We start from the raw sequence: 16,808 nt of genomic DNA on the forward strand, positions 1-16,808 counted from the left end.
ATTGTGTATAAATATTTGGTTGATTATAAGGCACCTAGGAAAACTTGACACATACAAAATTGTCCCGTGTGCCAAAATTAGTTGACAAGCCGGCGTGGATAGACCAAAATCGAAGGGAAGCCTGGTTTGGAAAGGAGTCACGCATGACCATTACGGAACATCCCGGACGGCTGACGATCACGTCTGCCGGACAGTTAATCGCGAGCCTACACTACCTTCAATTGAGCCCCACGTCTTGGGTGCTCGAACAGCTCTTTGTTCGTCCCTCCCAAGACGTTTCAGCCGTTGCGCAGCAGTTGATTGGCCGCTTCGTTGAATTAGCGCGGGACAACGACGTCACTGTCAAGGTCCTGGATCCGTACGCCAAGCGCTACTTCTCGCAACATCCCGCTCCCGACTTACTGGCGGCTAACCAGCTACCGGTAACGGGGCCGACCGCCGTCCAGCCAGTTGCCTTAAATTTACGTCACACAGAAGAGGAGTAATTCAGCATGGATCAAAACGCATTAAAAGCCCTCGTGGGCCAAGAAGCTGTCAAGTACGTTAAAGATGGCATGATTCTCGGAATCGGAACCGGTTCGACCGTTCGCTACATGATTGACGCCTTAGGTAAGCGCGTCAAGGAAGAAGGCCTCAGCATCGTTGGGGTTGCGACTTCCGACCGTTCCGCTAAGCAAGCCGAATCTCTGGGGATTACCATCAAGCAGTTGGATGAAGTTGACCACCTTGATTTAACCATCGACGGTGCCGACGAAATCGACGACAACTTCCAAGGTATCAAGGGTGGCGGTGCCGCTCACCTCTGGGAAAAGATCGTTGCCATCAACTCCACGAAGAACATGTGGATCGTTGATGAAAGCAAGATGGTTCACCACTTAGGTAAGTTCCCACTACCTTTGGAAGTCATCCCATTTGGTTCCAGCCACGTTCTGGAAAAGTTAGACAAGATGGACTTACACCCGGCCTTCCGGATGAACGAAGACGGTAGTCACGTCTTAACCGATTCCAAGAACTACATCATCGACCTGCACCTGGGCCGCATCGATCACCCCCACGAATTAGCCAACACCTTAAATGGTATCGTTGGTATCGTGGAACATGGGTTGTTCTTAGACACGGTCAACACAGTTATCGTCGGCCGTCAAGATGGCCCAGAAGTGTTGAACGCCCGCGACTAATCGTCGTTAGTGATCAACCTAAATAATTTGTACAACAAAAAAATGGCAGGTCATAATCGCCTGCCAGGATCCACGAAACGTGACCCCACCGGCCTTTCAGGCTAAGGGATCACGTTTTTTTAGTCTCTATTATGATTTACTTTCCTTATTTTCGGCGTTGACCACTCGACGTTCCGCCGTTTTGCGACTCATAAAGTGTTGAATAGCTGGCATGACAAAAAGGTCCCGGATAAAATACGCCATCGTCAAGGTGCCAAAGTAACTCAGAATAAATTGGGTCACGGACATATGGAACAAGGTGCCGTTCATCAGTAGCGCCCGTGTACTCATGGTAAATGACATGACGAGTAGCATGGTCCAACTTCGAATTGTGCCGGCCTTGAGTTGAATAGCCTCTTCATTAACTAGTCGCCGCGTCCCCCATTTGATAAACAAATTACTCAGATTGACCACAATTAAGAGGTTAAAGACAAAGGCAAAAAGAACGGTTGGCACGACTGCCAGGCCAAATAAACGCCACATAGCCAGATTAATCCCCTGACTCTTGGCCATCCCCAGCCAGCTCATACTGCTGGCCATCCCGGTACACATGGATAACGTAAAAAGGATTCGCTGTTTTAAAGTCATCTTAAAGTCTCCTATATAGTTGATAAAGCAACTATTACAGAATAGTTGCATTTAGTTTATTTGTCAACTATATTTTATGCTATACTGGCATCAAAGGAGGCCTTTGCCTTGGATATTGTTAAACTTGGAAAATTCATTGGGGCGCTACACCGGCGCTTCCAGACGGCCATGAGTCGCGAGCTCAAGCTCCCCGACATCAACGCTAGTAATGCCAACTTTCTCCTACTCATCAGCGAACACGACCGCATCACAGCGAAACAAATCACAACCGAATTAGCCATCAACAAGGGCCTCGTCAGCCGTGAGATGACACGCCTGGAGAAGGCCGGTTACACCACGAGAACGCCGGATGACGTCGACCACCGAACGACCTGGGTCAGCATCACCCCACGTGGTGTAGCGGCCTGTGAGACCATTCGTCAGATCAAGCTGGCCCTCTGGGATGAAGTGCTTGCCGAAACCTCCGCGGCTGACTTAGACACGGTCTACACCCTATTGGCCAGTTGGAGTGACCGCGCAGAGGCTTTCGATGAGAACAAATAGCCTTTTATGCTGACTGGCTTACTGTCGAACCCGCAAGTTATTTGACCACTGATAAGGGACAATCCCTGAAACTATTCGCCCGGCAGTGTATCATAAGTAACTGTACGGTGATTTTAAAATATTTATATAGCGAGGTAATCACATGGAAACGACACAATTAAGCAACGGCGTTACTATCCCGATGTTAGGTTTTGGGACTTACTTGATCGACAGTAAAGACGTCCCGGCCTCCATCAAGACGGCCTTAGATGCCGGCTACCGACACCTCGACTGTGCCCACATTTACGGCAACGAACCGGCCGTTGGTGCAGCCATCAAGGCTTCTGGCATCGACCGTTCCGACCTGTTCATCACCTCTAAGGTTTGGAATGCTGACCAGGGGTATGACAAGACGCTGGCCGCCTTTGACCAAACGTTATCCGACTTACAATTAGACTACCTGGACCTCTACCTGATCCACTGGCCAAATGAAGAAAACTTTGACCTGACCTTAGACACTTGGCGCGCCTTAGAAACCCTCTACCAACAAAAGAAGGTTCGGGCTATTGGGGTTTCCAACTTCTCTGAAGACCAACTCAACCAGGTCTTTGCCATGGCTAAGGTTAAGCCAATGGTCAACCAAATCGAACGCCATCCTTACAAGGTTCAAGCCGAGTTAGGCAAATTCGACACGGACAACGGTCTGGTCAACGAAGGGTACTCCCCAATTGGTCACGGTCACTTGATTCTTGAGGACCCCGTGATTGCGAAGTTGGCTGACAAGTACGGTAAATCACCCGCTCAAATCGTGTTACGGTGGCAAATTGATACCGGCTTCGTGGTCTTCCCGAAGTCCTCTAAACCAGCTCGGGTTCGCGAAAACTTCGACATCTCTGGCTTTAACTTAACGGCCGAGGAAATTGCCGAAATCAACGCTTTGGACCAAGACAAGCACCTCAACTACGACTAGCCTAACAGCCACGGTCGTCAATCTCTAAACTTTAGAAAGGGCAACCCAATACAGTTTGGTATTGGGTTGCCCTTTTAACCTGAATCCATTTATTTTTTAAAGATGTCGATGACCCCGACCAAAGATAAATTCCCCCAAAGCCGCGCCCAAAAAGAAAACGACGGCAAATAAAATGAGGGTGATGCCGGTACCTGACCCACTGAACATTGACGTTCGCCTCTCATAATTTCAACATTATTTGTGCATAATACCTTCAATATGAGCGGTTCCAAGTGCCTTGTCAATTGAATTTCCCCTCAACTATACAAAAAATGAGAAGATTGGGGTACAATGAGAGAATAGTTAGGAGAGTGACGTCATTGAGTAAAGAAATTACGGCGGATCAAACCGCCCGTTATCAACAAGCTTTAGCTACTGACCCCACCGCGAAGGTCTTAGAACGCGCCGTCAGCCATCAAGGAATCTTAGCAACCTCTGCCGATTACGCTTCTGAAACCGACATGACTCCCGTCTTCTCCATTGATTTGGACACCGGGAAAGTTGCCAACCAAAAACAAAGTGGTCGTTGCTGGATGTTTGCCGCATTGAACACCATGCGTCATCATTTAGCCGACCTGTTTAACTTGAGTGACTTTGAATTATCCCAAAACTACACCAACTTCTGGGACAAATTCGAAAAAGCCAACTACTTCTACGAAAATGTCTTGGCCACTGCCGACCAACCAACGTCTAGCCGTAAGGTGGCCTTCTTAATGGCTACCCCACAACAAGACGGGGGCCAATGGGACATGCTGTGTGCCATCATTGAAAAATATGGGATCGTGCCTAAGTCCGTGATGCCCGAAACCTACAACAGTTCTAAGTCTAGCGAACTTAACAGTACGTTGAACTTGAAGCTGCGTAAGGACGCTGTCATTTTACGGAAATTAGTTGCCGACAAGGCCAGCGATGCTGACATTGCCGCTGCTAAAGACAAGATGCTCGGCGAAGTTTACCGCTTACTGAGCTTCTCACTCGGCGAACCCGTTAGCGAATTCGACTTTGAATATCGCGACGATGACAAGAACTACCACATCGACAAGGGCTTAACCCCTAAGTCTTTCTTTGACAAGTACGTCAACTGGGACCTGAGCGATTACGTTTCCATCATCAATGCCCCTACTGATGACAAGCCATACAACCACACCTACACGGTTGAAATGTTAGGTAACGTGGTCAACGGCCGTCAAGTCAAGCACTTGAACGTCACGATGAAGGACTTCAAGGACTTGGCCATCAAGCAACTCCAAGCGGGTCAATCCGTCTGGTTCGGTTGTGATGTTGGTCAATCCTCAGAACGTCAAAAGGGAATCATGGACACCAAGTACTACGACAAAGATGCCCTCTTCAACATCGACTTCTCCACGACCAAGGCAGAACGCTTGGATTACGGAGAAAGCATGATGACCCACGCCATGGTCTTGACCGGTGTCGACTTAGTCGATGGTCAACCTACCAAGTGGAAGGTCGAAAATTCTTGGGGTGAAAAGGTCGGCACGAAGGGTTACTTCGTGATGAGCGATGCTTGGATGGACGAATACTGCTACCAAGTTGTTGTCAACAAGCAATTCCTGCCTGACGACTTAAAGAAGATTCAGGAAACTGAAGAACCAACGGTCTTGGCTCCTTGGGATCCAATGGGTGCTTTAGCTTAAGGCTTTGGACTTTAGACTTTAACTGTTATTAAAAAACCGCCTTCCCTTGATTGGGGAGGCGGTTTTGTTTTGGAAACTTTTTGAATTTATGTGGTCGAAACGTGCTCTCAAAGGCAGCCAGCTCCGCTTAACCCCGTTAGGTCAATAATCCAAGAACAGGATTATCGCCCTAACGACGTTAATGCTCACTGGCTAACTGCCTTTGATCACACTCTTTACTTTAGTACCCGAGCAATATTCTCCGCGGTCCGGGTCAGGTTTTCCTCACCGGTCTTGATGGCCGTTGGGAGGTCGACGACCCCTGGCAGGATTGGGAAAATCGCGTCAATGCCCAGATCGTAAAGTTGGTCGATCCCCTCGCCGACGTTACCGGCTAGGCCGATCACCTTGGCATGTGGACTGGCTTCCTTGGCAGCCAGTGCGGTGCCCATTGGGGTCTTACCGTACTGCGTCTGGAAGTCAATGGCCCCTTCACCTGTAAAGACATAGTCTGCATCAGCGGCCCGTTCCTTCAGGTGAGTTTCCTTGACCACGATCTCAACCCCCTTTTCCATAACGGATTGGGTAAAGGCCAGTAACCCGGCACCCAGTCCACCGGCAGCACCGGCGCCTGGGTAATCCGCAAGGTCCTTGCCTAAGTCGCGTTTAATGATGGCGGCATAATGGGCTAAGTTCCGGTCCAACACGGGAATCGTTTCCGCCGTGGCCCCCTTCTGTGGACCAAAGACAGCAGCTGAACCCTTAGGCCCAACCAGTGGATTTGTGACATCGGAAGCGATGCGGACCTTCGTTTCGGCAACCAATGGGTCAACAGCAGAAACGTCAATCTTAGCGAGGTCGGCTAAACCGCCACCCCCACGTTTGATCGGCTGGCCGTCCTTATCGAGGAACTTCGCCCCGAGGGCTTCCGCCATCCCTTGACCACCATCGGTCGTGGCTGAGCCACCGATCCCAATGATAATCTCTCGGGCACCGTGATGCATGGCGTCCAACATCAATTCACCAGTCCCATAGGTCGTGGTCACCAGTGGATCCTTAGTCCGTTCATTCACAAACTGAATCCCACTAGCCGCGGCCATTTCGATGACCGCCGTCCGACCATCACCCAATAAGCCGTATTGCGCATCAACTGATTTTTCCAACGGATTCAAGACAGAGGCGGTCTTCAACGTCCCGTGGGTCGCATCGACCAGAGATTGCACCGTACCTTCCCCACCGTCGGCCATCGGAACCAGTTCATAGTCGGCGTCCGGGAAGACCCGTTTCAAACCGGCATAAATGGCGTCTGCCGCTTGCTTCGCGGTCAAACTACCTTTAAAAGAATCGGGGGCAATGACAAATTTCATTTGAACTTCATCCTTTCCGTCGTGTCTAGAAGAGGGTAAACATAATTGTTCCGACAATCGTCATGGTTAACCCAACTGCCGTTTCATAAGGAACTGACTGCATCCGTTCCTTGAGAGACATGTTCATGGCGTTGGCCGTCACATGGAAGTAGTTCCCTTGTGGCAAGTGGTCAATCACCGTAGCACCGGTATGAACCATCACAGCGGCCGCCAGTGGCGCCGTTCCGAAGGACAAGATGGCCTTACCAAATGATCCAGTAGCCAAGATAACACCGGTTGAAGTCGAAGCCGTTGCGGCAGCCATTAAGATCCCGGCGATTGGGGCCAAGAAGGTTCCGGAGATCCCGGAAATCTTAATTAAGTGAACAATGGCAGCAGGTAACGTCGAGGTGGTAATCAAGCCCCCGATAGCCCCGGCACCGATCAGAATTAAAACAACGTCGGTCATCCGAGCCATCCCTGACTTCGTGTAAGCCAAGACCTTTTTACCTTGGTGCATCGCCAGCATTCCCACCAACCCAGCGATTGGCAAGATGTACATGGCATCAACTTCGAATTTTTCCAAAATACTAATGTGTAAAATGTTCCCAACTGGGTTCAGTAACAAGAGAACAACCGCCAACAATGGGGCCACGATCGCCGTCTTTAAGGATGGCAGATCAGTTGGTTCGGCAGCACCTTGGTCCTGGTTAGCCTGCACGTCGGCCATGGTGGCAATGGACCCGCGGTGACGTAACAACGTGGCAATCAGAACCGTTGCCAACAACCCAAAGACAGCAGGGATAAAGTCAGCAACCATCAATTGACTGAGTTCCAAATGGAACCCGTGAGCAGCAGCGATCGTGTTGGGGTTTGGTGAAATGATGTTCCCCGCCTTACCACCACCGGAAAGAGCAACCAGCAGTGCCAGCTTAGAAATTTTCATCCGACTCCCCACTTCGAGGGCAATTGGGGCCACAATCAAGACGGCAACCGGGATGAAAACCCCAACGGCCGTAATAATCATGGTAGCCAAAGCTAACGAGAGAATCGCAAGGCTTTCACCGAACTTGTTGACGATGCCGCGGGCAATCGCGTTAGCGGCCCCCGACTCCATCATGACCCCGGCAAAGACCCCAGCGGCCAGCACCCGGATAACGGTTCCCATAACACTCTGAGATCCCGTAACCACGATGTTTACCGTCTGTGTCAGGTTGGCTCCTCCAATGAGGGCCCCGACAATTGTTCCGAGTAAGAGCGAATAGACCGGGTTCAACTTACGTAAAATTAAAATAATGGCAAGGGCTAACCCAATTAAGGCCCCAATCCAACTAACAGAAACACCCATCTGACGACACTCCTATCTATGTATTAAGTGAATTAATTAACGAACTTTTTGAACTAACTAATGATACAACATTCCTTGGGCAATTAAAAGGCCCCAACACCTTGTGGGGCCTACACGATCAGCCGGTAAAACGTTTTAAGAAAGACAAAAAAGGCCGAAAACCAACGTTTTCGACCTTTCACTTTGATTAAATTTTCAGTTGACCCTACTTGACAGCCTTCACTTCGTTGATATCTTTGAAGGTCTGAATAGCGAGTTGTTCCGTCGACCAGCGAGGGAACATGGCCTTCTTAACGAAGTTGTTTGATAAGAAGATCACACCCGTTTTACCGTCTTTACTCATGGCAACGGTACTCTCGTAATCGTCCCCCATCCCGTGACTGTAATACCCAATGTTTTCGAGATGATACAGGCCACCGGTATAGTGGCGGGTCTGCCCAACTTCATGCAAAACCTGAGCTCCGGCTGGATTATCCAAGGTTGTCCCTTGAATAACCGCCCGTTCCGCCTGGAAGGCATCCCCAGTGCTCATGATGACGTTCCCAGTCGCAACCTGAACCGCCGTCGTCATCTTCAACGGCGCGTGGGGTTCCTTGTACTGCCCGGGTTCCATGCCGCCATAGCCCAAGGTCATGTGTGGCGTGATCTTCCGAATCTGGTTAAAGCCCGTGTGATTGAGATCCAGTGGCGTCACAATATCCTGGTAGAATGCTTGGTAGTAGGACTGGTGAGTGACCTTATGCAAAATCCCTGCCAGTAAGACATAACTGATTGGTTGATAATGGAAATGGTTGATCTGCTTCTTCTTGATGATGGCCTGTTGGCTCGCATACTTGTAGACAGCGGGTTCGGTTAACACCGTCCCTGGCAACAGCTTGCCGCTGATACCGCCCTCCATATTTAACATCTGACGGATGGTCACGTGACTGCTGTGCTTGATGTGGTAGTACTTGCTCAAGTGATCGGATAACTTGATCTGACCCTTTTCAACGGCCTGCATGACCAAGGCCCCGGTCAGTGATTTCTGGACGGAGTTGATCAGAAATTGTGACGTTACCTTATTCTTATGCTGCTTCTTTACATTGGCCCAGCCGAAAGCCCGTTGATAAACCACGTGATTGTTTTTGACAACAATGGCTGACCCGACAAACTTTTTAGCCCGCAGATCTTTGGTCAGTTTAGCCGCAAAGATAGGATTCTTCTCTCCCAGGTTCTTGCGGTCATACTGTGTGACCTTGTTCTCGCGATCCTGCTGGCTCTTCAAGGCGTAGCGGGTAATCGCGTCCTTGGTTTTTTCCGCATGATGCTGGTTGCTAATCGCCACCTGCTTCTTATCATTTGCATCGATGACGTGCATCCATGAAACGACCCCAACAATAACCACAATGACGGACATTAAAATTGCCCAGTGGCCCAAATTTCTCTTATTCATTCCCTTGACTTCCCCTCTGTTCCCAACTCCTAAATCTGATTATACGAAAAGGCCGGACAAATACAATCGTTTTTCTCAATTGTTTAGTCCGACCTTATGAACTTATCCTTTTGTTAAGGTAATCGTCACAATATTAATTTACGTTTGATCCGCAGCCGATCATCAAAGTCATAGCGAATTGGTTCGCCATTAGCGACTTCCACCTGACTGATATCAGCATCTGGCACCCGATCAAGGTACTTGATGAGGGCCCGCAAGGTACTGCCATGGGCCACAACGAGCTGGTTATGACCATCCAGCAACCGTGGGGCAATCTGGTCTTCCCAATAGGGCATCAACCGGTCATAGGCCATTTCAAGGCTTTCACCCAGTGGTTCCGTGTGCGGACCAAATTGATCATATCGTCGATCCTGAACCACATGATCCAAGAGTGGTGGCACGGTTTCAAAGCTCCGCCGCCAAATCTTCACCTGACGCTCACCAACCTCGGCCTGAACCGCTGCCTTATTTTTCCCGCGTAAAGCCCCATAGTGGCGCTCATTAAGCCGCCAGGACTTGTATTCGGGAATCGCCAACTGGTCGATCGCCTCTAACACAATGTTTGAGGTCACGATGGCCCGTTGCAACATCGAGGTATGCAAGGCCCCAAAGCGCAGCCCAGTCTTAGCGACCAGTTGTCCCACGGCCAACGCCTGCTGGCGCCCCTTCGCGGTCAGTGGGACGTCACTCCATCCCGTAAAGATATTGTCCCGGTTGGCGACACTCTCGCCGTGCCGTAGGATGACTAACGTTGCCATCATCATTCTCCCTTTCTCTGCTCTTGCTCTCACGGATTATCATAACATAGCGCTCCGGGAGATTCGTTGAATTTGTGTCGGTTTTCACGTAAGAGTGCACCAACAGGCGGTGCCGGCTGCCTGTTGGGGCACGTTTCGACACCATAAACAAAAAGGACCCAAGGCACAGCCTCAGATCCTTCACACTAATCAAATTTAATCCGTCGACGATGGGTCACGCTTGGCTTCCATCTTCGCTTCAAGCTTGGCTTCCAAGTCAGCTTCTAACTTAGCTTCGAGTTGATCGGCCTTAGCCGTTGGCGCCTGTTGGAACTCGCTGGCTGGAACAGTTGCATCTTGTTCTGCCAATTGCGATTCGCGCGCCTTGACCCGGTTCCCCATGAAGGTAATCACGGAACCAACTAGGATAATAACGATCCCGACAATCGTATTTGGCAAGATGTGCTCGTGAATCAGCACAGCCGCCATGATTGGGGCCAACCCTGGCTTAATGAAGAAGACCAGGGATGCCGTGGAAACGTCGGAACGTTCCATGGCCAGAAAGTAAAAGGCAAATCCCCCACCGGTCACACAAACCCCGATGAAGAAGAGTAACCAGAAGTATTGCATGCTGATGTTCTTCAGAATTGGTAGTGCCGCGAAGTTGCTAAGCCAACCAACCTGACGCATCCCTCCCGCAACGGCAGGAATGTGGGTAATCATCATCAAAACAAAGAGTTCCAGTGACCCAGCCAAGAACGTAAAGCAGGTCATGGTAATCCCATTGAAGTGGTGGCGAACAGACCCCCACCGGGACACAATACTGTATAGCCCGAAGGTTAAGGCCGAGCTAATCGCCAAAACCAACCCTAATGGATTCGTCAGGTGAGCTGGATTGACAATCACAATCAATCCAATAATGGATACGACCACGGCGATTAAGTTCGCCCGTCCAAGTCGTTCGTGCAGAATTAAGTACGAGAAAATAAGGGCAAATACAGGGTTACAGCTAAAGAGCACGGCCACGGTCGACGCCTCGTCGACGGTGATGGCCAACTGGTACAGCGTCATTGACACAATGACACAGACCAACCCTGTCAGGAAGAACAAGCCCCAGTCCGCCTTGGTTAAATGGTGTTGCTGCTTGCTAAGCGCCCGTAAGGCGATTGGCAGCAACACGATTCCCCCAATGAGAAACCGAATCAGGTTCAACTGAATGGGGTTAAATGCCCCACCAGCAGCCTTTAAGGCGATTTCCATCGAACTGAACATTAACGTTGAAAAAGCGATGTACAACATGGTTTTTCTCAAAACGAAACTAGTTCCTCCTTATAATATGTGCGAACACAACTAGACAATTTGCTGAACAATAACCATCAAGATTGGAATCACCACTAGACTCAGGAGGGTGGTTTCAGTGACCATAATCGCCGCGTAGTCGGCATCGGCTCGGTAGAGCTTAGCCACGACTGGGGCATTGGTCATGACGGGCATCGCCGCCTGTAAGATGAAGACTTGCTTCATCAGAGCTGGTAGCCCGGTCGGGATCACCAAGAAAGCCATCAAAGTTGGGGCAACAATAAAGCGTCCCAACAGAATTCCTAGGCTATCGCGGTCAATCCGAATGTTCTGCAGGCCGGCACCGGCAATCGCCGTCCCAATAAAAACCATGGACAGTGGAATTGTCAGGCCCCCAACATACTGGAAATCCTGCATGATCCAGTCTGGTAACTGAATATTCAGCAGGACCAGAATGACCCCAAAAATAAAGCCCAACAGGGGCGGTGAAAAAATCTTCTGTAAAGTGTCCTTCAGATTGAATTTAGCCTTATCCTTTCCATCTCGTTGGATGAGGTAGACCCCCAAGGTCCAGAAGAAGGTCGTGTTGGCCATGTAATACACCAGCACGAAGGGTAAGCTTTTCGATCCAAACAGGGCCTCGTTAACCGGTAAGCCCACAAACACGGTGTTGGAATTCAGGAACATCGACTCAAACAAGCCGCGATGATCGTCATGAATTCGAAACAAGTGAAACGCCACAATCGACAACCCAAACATAATCGTCATCGAGATAATTGGGAAACGAAGGTCCGGCAACGTGGCCTTCAAGGTCGTTGCCGAAAACTTGGCGGTAATGGTACTAATCATATAGGCGGGTAAGGCAATCTGTGTCACCAACCGGGCAATCAACCGTGGAGCCTGGTCGTCAAACCAGCCTCGGCGAGATAACACGTAACCTAAACCGATCATCACCAGGATAATCAGCACGCCTGAAACACTTCTGATAAAGACGGCCATTCGGTAACCTCCCCGCCATTTCAAAAAAATTACTGTTTCTTAAGCAACGTTGCTTATTATAGCATAAGAAGCGTTTCTCACAGATTCGTAACCGGTTCCAACACTGATTCTAATAGGCTTTCTGTCGACTTGACACGCCCGGAAATGTTGCCTATTTTACCAATTGTTGACAAATCTGAATTGCGGTCAGGTTCCCCCACCCGTTTACGAATAACTTTTTTTGTGGTGTAATGAATTAATTGAGGTCACAAGCAAAACTGGTCGCGGAACCTTTAAAATCTGATTAAATCGATGATTAGCGGTATCGCTACGCCACCGACCAGTCTATAATGGAAAAAGATTTTGACGAGGATGAGGAAATAAATATGCCTAATGATAATGGAAACAAGCGGCAACGATCGCCAGAGGACTTCGAACAGGTCTACGATCGCCGCTCTGACCGACACTCACACTTTAAAACACCCGCGGTTCATCCCCATCGTCCTGTGATGTGGACGATCGTGCTCACCGTGCTCTTCCTAATTAGCGGTGGATTGGCGTATGGCTATCATGCCTGGAGTTCTGCAAAGAAGACCTTCAGTCAAACCTATGCTTCATCCAACACCGCGAAGAGTCGTAACGTGGCCGCCGTTCTCAAGAAGAACAAGCCCTTCTCGATTCTCTTGATGGGAACCGACACCGGGGCCTTGGGCCGTTCCGACATGGGTCGGACCGACACGATGATGGTCGCCACAATCAACCCAACCAAGGAAACCGCGTACCTGACTAGTATTCCTCGGGATACTCGGGTTACCGTGGGTTCTGGCGCTAATGCCAGCGTGCAAAAGATTAATGCGGCATACACCATTGGTGGGGCCAAGACAGCCGTTAAGACCGTTGAAGACCTGTTGGACATTCCGATTGATTTCTACGCTATCGTTAACATGGGTGGTTTGGAGAAGATGGTCGATGCCGTCAATGGGGTCGACGTCAAACCACCATTAACCTTCCAGTACGGTGCGGCTAACGTGGTCAAGGGCAAGACAACCCACTTAAATGGGAAACAAGCCCTCGCCTACTCCCGGATGCGTCACGAAGATCCGTTGGGTGACTACGGTCGACAGAAACGCCAACGCCAAGTCCTTCAGAAGCTGGTTGTTAAGGCTGCTGGGCTGACCTCCATCACCCGTTACCAACAGATTTTGACCTCCCTCAACGGGAACCTCAAGACCGACCTGACCTTTGATGACCTGATGCAGATTCGGGCCAAGTATGGGGATGCTTCCCACCACATCAAGTCTGAAACCTTACAGGGTCAAGACGCGATGATCGATGGTCTCTCCTACCAAGTCCCAACCAACGAAGAATTAAAGAAGATTTCCAATCACATCCGTAAGACTTTGGAACTTTCAGAAACAAAGAGCTTTACCACCGATGCCGATACCTCGGCCTACGGGACCACGGATACCAGTTATGGATCCGATGGCAGTGGCTACGATAACAGTAATGCAAATAACAGTGGCTACGGCTACTAAAGCTGAAACTCGTGCAATCCTTGAGATCGCGCGATTTTTTTTGTTGACCTTCTATTCCAGCCCATCAGGCTAAAATAATTCCCCGCAACACAAAACCATACACGGGGGTAGTCGTAAGCGTATCCATCTACTTGCATCCTTAATCAATCACCACACTAAACGATATATGGCGTTGTTCTTTGCCAAAAAAGGGCTAGAATAGAGTCAATTAATTCTATGCGGTACGCCGTAACTAAAGGAGTCAACCAATATGTACCGGTTTTTCGTTCAACCACAAGTAAATCAAGATGATCAACAGGTCTTTGGCTATGAGGTTCTCCTGCGTAAGCAACAGAATGAAACGTGGGTTCTGCCTCAGAAGTTTACCGACATCTCCGTGGCGGACCAAGCTAAGCTCCTTGAACAAACGGCGACGGCTCTAAACACCGCCGTTACCAAACAAGTCTTGGCCTTTAACCTCAATAACCAACAACTACGAGATCCGCTAACATTGGGAACGATCATTGCTCTCAAGAAGAGAATCAACCCAGCCGCGTTAACCATCGAGTTAACGGAAGCACCCACATTGGAAGAAATTCAACAATTCAGTCTGGCCCTTCACCAATACAACATTGGGTTGGTATTAGATGACGTGGGCACCGGCTCCAACACTTTCCCTAACATTCAATATCTGTTGCCATTCGTGGATGAAATCAAATTTGCCATGCAGAACTTCCGCATGGCGGGTGTCGCAACCAAGATTCCAGAATGCCTGGCGTTCTGGGCTAAGATCGCCCATCAATTTCGGTTGAGTTTCATTCTCGAAGGTGTGGAAGACGCCAAGGACCAAGCACTGGCCAAACACTTTGGCATCACCCTTCATCAAGGGTATCTTTACGGTAAACCAAGTTTAGTTCCATGCAATTAGGAAGTTTGGGAGAAATCCCAAACTTTTTCTTTTTGCTTAAGTGGCCGTTTCAGCACTTGAACCTATCGTGCAAACTGTTTTCACTGAAAATTGTCCCTAAAAAAGCTATGCCCGCGGGCATAGCTTTTCTTTCTCTGCATTTTAATCGGTCGACATGTGCCCATTAAAGCGGCGAATACCGCTCCGTCCATCCTGTTCCAACCGTGGCAACACCGTCGTCAATGGCTGATCCTGACTATCTAAAGCCTCGATCAACATGGGTAAATTCACCCCGGCAATCACGGCGTAGTGGTCCGGGTTCTGCTGGACTAACTGACTGGCCGCGTTAAAAGGCGCCCCACCCCAGAGATCAGCCAAGAAAAGGATCTCCGAAACGGGTTGCAGGCTCTGAATAGCGGCCTGATAATGGTTCGCCAGATCCTCCACACTTTCATTGGCACTCAGGGTCACAGCCTTGACCTTCTGCGCTTTACCGAAAATCATTTCGGCACTCTGTAAGATACCACGAGCAAAGTCCCCGTGACCGGTGATAATTATGGCAAGCATCCTGCCACCCCTTTTATAAAACGGTTTACGTCTTTCAAGCCCACTTGTTTATGCGTCAAATATAGCACAAAACGCCAGTCAGCTCCACTAATCCAGAAAGCTAATGGACCAGCATGTCTCCCGGGGTCGTAAAGAGTCTGTCTGGGTGGTAATTTACGGGTTGTTTACCATTCCACCCGGCAAAGCCAAAGGCAACCCCCGCGGCATGTGCGGCTGTAAAATCATAGGCAGTATCGCCAACATAAACTGTCGCTGCCGGATCGGCGCCTAAGCGTTGCATCGCCAGGAGAATCCCATCCGGGGCTGGCTTTCCATGTGCCACATCCTCAGCAACGACGGTCACCTTGAAGTACTGGTCCAAGCCAACACTCACCACGTCTCGCTCGTATTCAAAGCGTCGTTTCGAGGTCATGATAGCCAGGTTAACGCCGGTCTCTTGCAACTCAGCCAGGGCCGCCGTGACGCCCGGATAGATGGACACCGTGTCTTTGTAGGCTAACGTCCGATCCCCCCACTCTGCCAGAACGTTCTCGAGATCGGGAATCTGCAGGCGCACCAGGGCATCACGACTGGGAATGCCAAAGGTCGCGGTCAAATCAGCATAAGGCCGGTCGATCCCGCGTTCGTGCAGGACCGCCTGTAGAGCCCGCATGTACATCGTTTCAGTATCGAGCAGGGTACCATCAAGATCGAAAATTAAATTTTGCATTGGTTTAAAAACTCCTTGTGTTTGAGATCAAAAAAGGAAGATGATCGCTCATCTTCCCTAGTGTATCATGCTTTGTCTTAGGACTCGAACTTAGGGGTCACACCCATAGCCGATTCGCTAGGTGCCACTTCGGCAGCTTCTTGCGCCAGTTGCTCTGACGTTGGGTTGCCGGCAACGACATCTTCAGCCCGTTGCAAGTTCCGCAACTGTTGAACCGCTCTGATCCATGAAGGAATCAGGATGGCACAGGAGCCCAACCAAGCCAATGGTTCGGCGGAAACGGCTCCGGCATAACCGAAAGCACCCACCATGAAGACGGCAGCGAAGATCCGCATGCTCAGTTCACCGACACCGGCCAACGTTGGCAGCACCCGGCGGCCAAGTCCCTGGAGGGTATTACGAATCACGAAGAGCACACTCAATAACAGGTAAGTGCTCCCGATGATGTTGAAGTAAGTCTGGGATAACTGAATGACATTTTCGTCGGCTGTTCCGATAATCAAGGTCACAATCGGCTTGCCAAGGAAGATCACTAAGCCGCCGGCAAAAACCGCGAAGCTCCCGGATAACCAGAGAGTCTTCTTGACCCCTTCCATGATTCGACCATACTTGCCAGCGCCGAAGTTTTGAGCGGCAAAGGTGGCCATGGTCACGCCAAATGAAGACATTGGTAAGGAACAAAGTTGGTCAACCTTAGAAGCCGCCGTGGACGCCGCCACGGAGTCGGTCCCCAAGGAATTCAGGGCCGCCTGCATCACCATCGTCCCAATGGCAATAATCGACAGTTGGAAGCCCATGGGCATCCCCGTCGTAAAGTGTTGCCAGAGTTCATTTGTGTCTAAGTTGAAGTCATCCTTAGACAGGTGTAATAGCGGAATGGAACGAATGATGTAAGCCACACACAACAGTGGGTCTAGAATTTTTGGTGTTGGAAAGTATTTCCATTCCAAAAGTACTAGGCC

Annotated in this window: 17 protein-coding genes; 7 read left to right on the forward strand and 10 right to left on the reverse strand. The window is 49.9% G+C overall.

The genetic code is table 11. The annotated features are described in order from the left end of the window. Positions 1-143: 143 nt before the first annotated feature. Both IV54_RS00025 and rpiA read left to right on the forward strand, forming a co-directional pair. Positions 144-485, forward strand: coding sequence for a GNAT family N-acetyltransferase (locus IV54_RS00025; RefSeq protein ID WP_057877375.1), 342 nt, complete (start codon positions 144-146; stop codon positions 483-485). A 6-nt stretch (positions 486-491) separates the two neighbouring features. After that, positions 492-1,178 carry a ribose-5-phosphate isomerase RpiA gene (gene rpiA / locus IV54_RS00030; RefSeq protein ID WP_057877376.1) on the forward strand — a complete coding sequence of 229 codons (687 nt, stop codon included), beginning with the start codon at positions 492-494 and terminating at the stop codon, positions 1,176-1,178. Between the two features lie 129 nt (positions 1,179-1,307). Here the strand turns inward: rpiA and IV54_RS00035 are convergent, their stop codons facing one another. After that, on the reverse strand, positions 1,308-1,805 hold the full coding sequence (locus IV54_RS00035; protein ID WP_057877377.1) for a hypothetical protein: 498 nt from the start codon (positions 1,803-1,805) through the stop codon (positions 1,308-1,310). Positions 1,806-1,913: 108 nt separating this feature from the next. On the opposite strand from IV54_RS00035, the gene IV54_RS00040 reads away from it, so the two are divergent. The 3 genes from IV54_RS00040 (at position 1,914) to IV54_RS00050 (ending at position 4,991) form a co-directional block, all read left to right on the forward strand. After that, positions 1,914-2,348, forward strand: coding sequence for a MarR family winged helix-turn-helix transcriptional regulator (locus IV54_RS00040; RefSeq protein WP_057877378.1), 435 nt, complete (start codon positions 1,914-1,916; stop codon positions 2,346-2,348). Between the two features lie 142 nt (positions 2,349-2,490). Then, a complete protein-coding gene (locus tag IV54_RS00045) occupies positions 2,491-3,297 on the forward strand; it encodes an aldo/keto reductase (protein WP_057877379.1) in 807 nt (268 codons plus the stop codon). Positions 3,298-3,656: 359 nt separating this feature from the next. Beyond that, positions 3,657-4,991: a C1 family peptidase gene (locus IV54_RS00050; protein ID WP_057877380.1), complete on the forward strand. Its 1,335-nt coding sequence runs from the start codon at positions 3,657-3,659 to the stop codon at positions 4,989-4,991. Positions 4,992-5,206: 215 nt separating this feature from the next. Here IV54_RS00050 and IV54_RS00055 read toward each other — a convergent pair whose 3' ends face one another. From IV54_RS00055 to IV54_RS00080, 6 genes are all read right to left on the reverse strand, one after another. Further along, complete coding sequence (locus tag IV54_RS00055) at positions 5,207-6,337, reverse strand: glycerate kinase family protein (protein ID WP_057877381.1); 1,131 nt, start codon at positions 6,335-6,337, stop codon at positions 5,207-5,209. A 25-nt stretch (positions 6,338-6,362) separates the two neighbouring features. Next, positions 6,363-7,664, reverse strand: coding sequence for a GntP family permease (locus IV54_RS00060; protein WP_057877382.1), 1,302 nt, complete (start codon positions 7,662-7,664; stop codon positions 6,363-6,365). 205 nt (positions 7,665-7,869) lie between these two features. Then, positions 7,870-9,096 (reverse strand): serine hydrolase domain-containing protein, encoded by a 1,227-nt coding sequence (locus IV54_RS00065; RefSeq protein ID WP_057877383.1) that lies wholly within the window; start codon positions 9,094-9,096, stop codon positions 7,870-7,872. A 125-nt stretch (positions 9,097-9,221) separates the two neighbouring features. Continuing rightward, positions 9,222-9,893: a 2,3-bisphosphoglycerate-dependent phosphoglycerate mutase gene (locus IV54_RS00070; protein ID WP_057877384.1), complete on the reverse strand. Its 672-nt coding sequence runs from the start codon at positions 9,891-9,893 to the stop codon at positions 9,222-9,224. A 195-nt stretch (positions 9,894-10,088) separates the two neighbouring features. After that, positions 10,089-11,183: a DMT family transporter gene (locus IV54_RS00075; RefSeq protein ID WP_057877385.1), complete on the reverse strand. Its 1,095-nt coding sequence runs from the start codon at positions 11,181-11,183 to the stop codon at positions 10,089-10,091. A 39-nt stretch (positions 11,184-11,222) separates the two neighbouring features. Beyond that, positions 11,223-12,170 (reverse strand): AEC family transporter, encoded by a 948-nt coding sequence (locus tag IV54_RS00080; RefSeq protein WP_057877386.1) that lies wholly within the window; start codon positions 12,168-12,170, stop codon positions 11,223-11,225. 365 nt (positions 12,171-12,535) lie between these two features. Here IV54_RS00080 and IV54_RS00085 point away from each other — a divergent pair, with 365 nt between their 5' ends. Both IV54_RS00085 and IV54_RS00090 read left to right on the forward strand, forming a co-directional pair. Then, on the forward strand, positions 12,536-13,684 hold the full coding sequence (locus IV54_RS00085) for an LCP family glycopolymer transferase (RefSeq protein ID WP_057877387.1): 1,149 nt from the start codon (positions 12,536-12,538) through the stop codon (positions 13,682-13,684). A 250-nt stretch (positions 13,685-13,934) separates the two neighbouring features. Next, positions 13,935-14,591, forward strand: a complete 657-nt coding sequence (locus tag IV54_RS00090) for an EAL domain-containing protein (RefSeq protein ID WP_057877388.1) — start codon at positions 13,935-13,937, stop codon at positions 14,589-14,591. 141 nt (positions 14,592-14,732) lie between these two features. Here the strand turns inward: IV54_RS00090 and IV54_RS00095 are convergent, their stop codons facing one another. From IV54_RS00095 to IV54_RS00105, 3 genes are all read right to left on the reverse strand, one after another. After that, the gene (locus IV54_RS00095) at positions 14,733-15,137 is read right to left on the reverse strand and encodes a PTS sugar transporter subunit IIA (protein ID WP_057877389.1); all 405 of its coding nucleotides are present in this window, start codon (positions 15,135-15,137) and stop codon (positions 14,733-14,735) included. A 100-nt stretch (positions 15,138-15,237) separates the two neighbouring features. Next, positions 15,238-15,846, reverse strand: coding sequence for an HAD family hydrolase (locus tag IV54_RS00100; RefSeq protein ID WP_057877390.1), 609 nt, complete (start codon positions 15,844-15,846; stop codon positions 15,238-15,240). 77 nt (positions 15,847-15,923) lie between these two features. Then, positions 15,924-16,808, reverse strand: an 885-nt coding sequence (locus IV54_RS00105; protein ID WP_272947285.1) for an MATE family efflux transporter, incomplete at its 5' end; no start/stop codon positions are given.

The sequence above is a fragment of the Levilactobacillus paucivorans genome, from assembly GCF_001437125.1.
In the GTDB taxonomy this organism is placed as follows: Bacteria; Bacillota; Bacilli; order Lactobacillales; family Lactobacillaceae; genus Levilactobacillus; species Levilactobacillus paucivorans.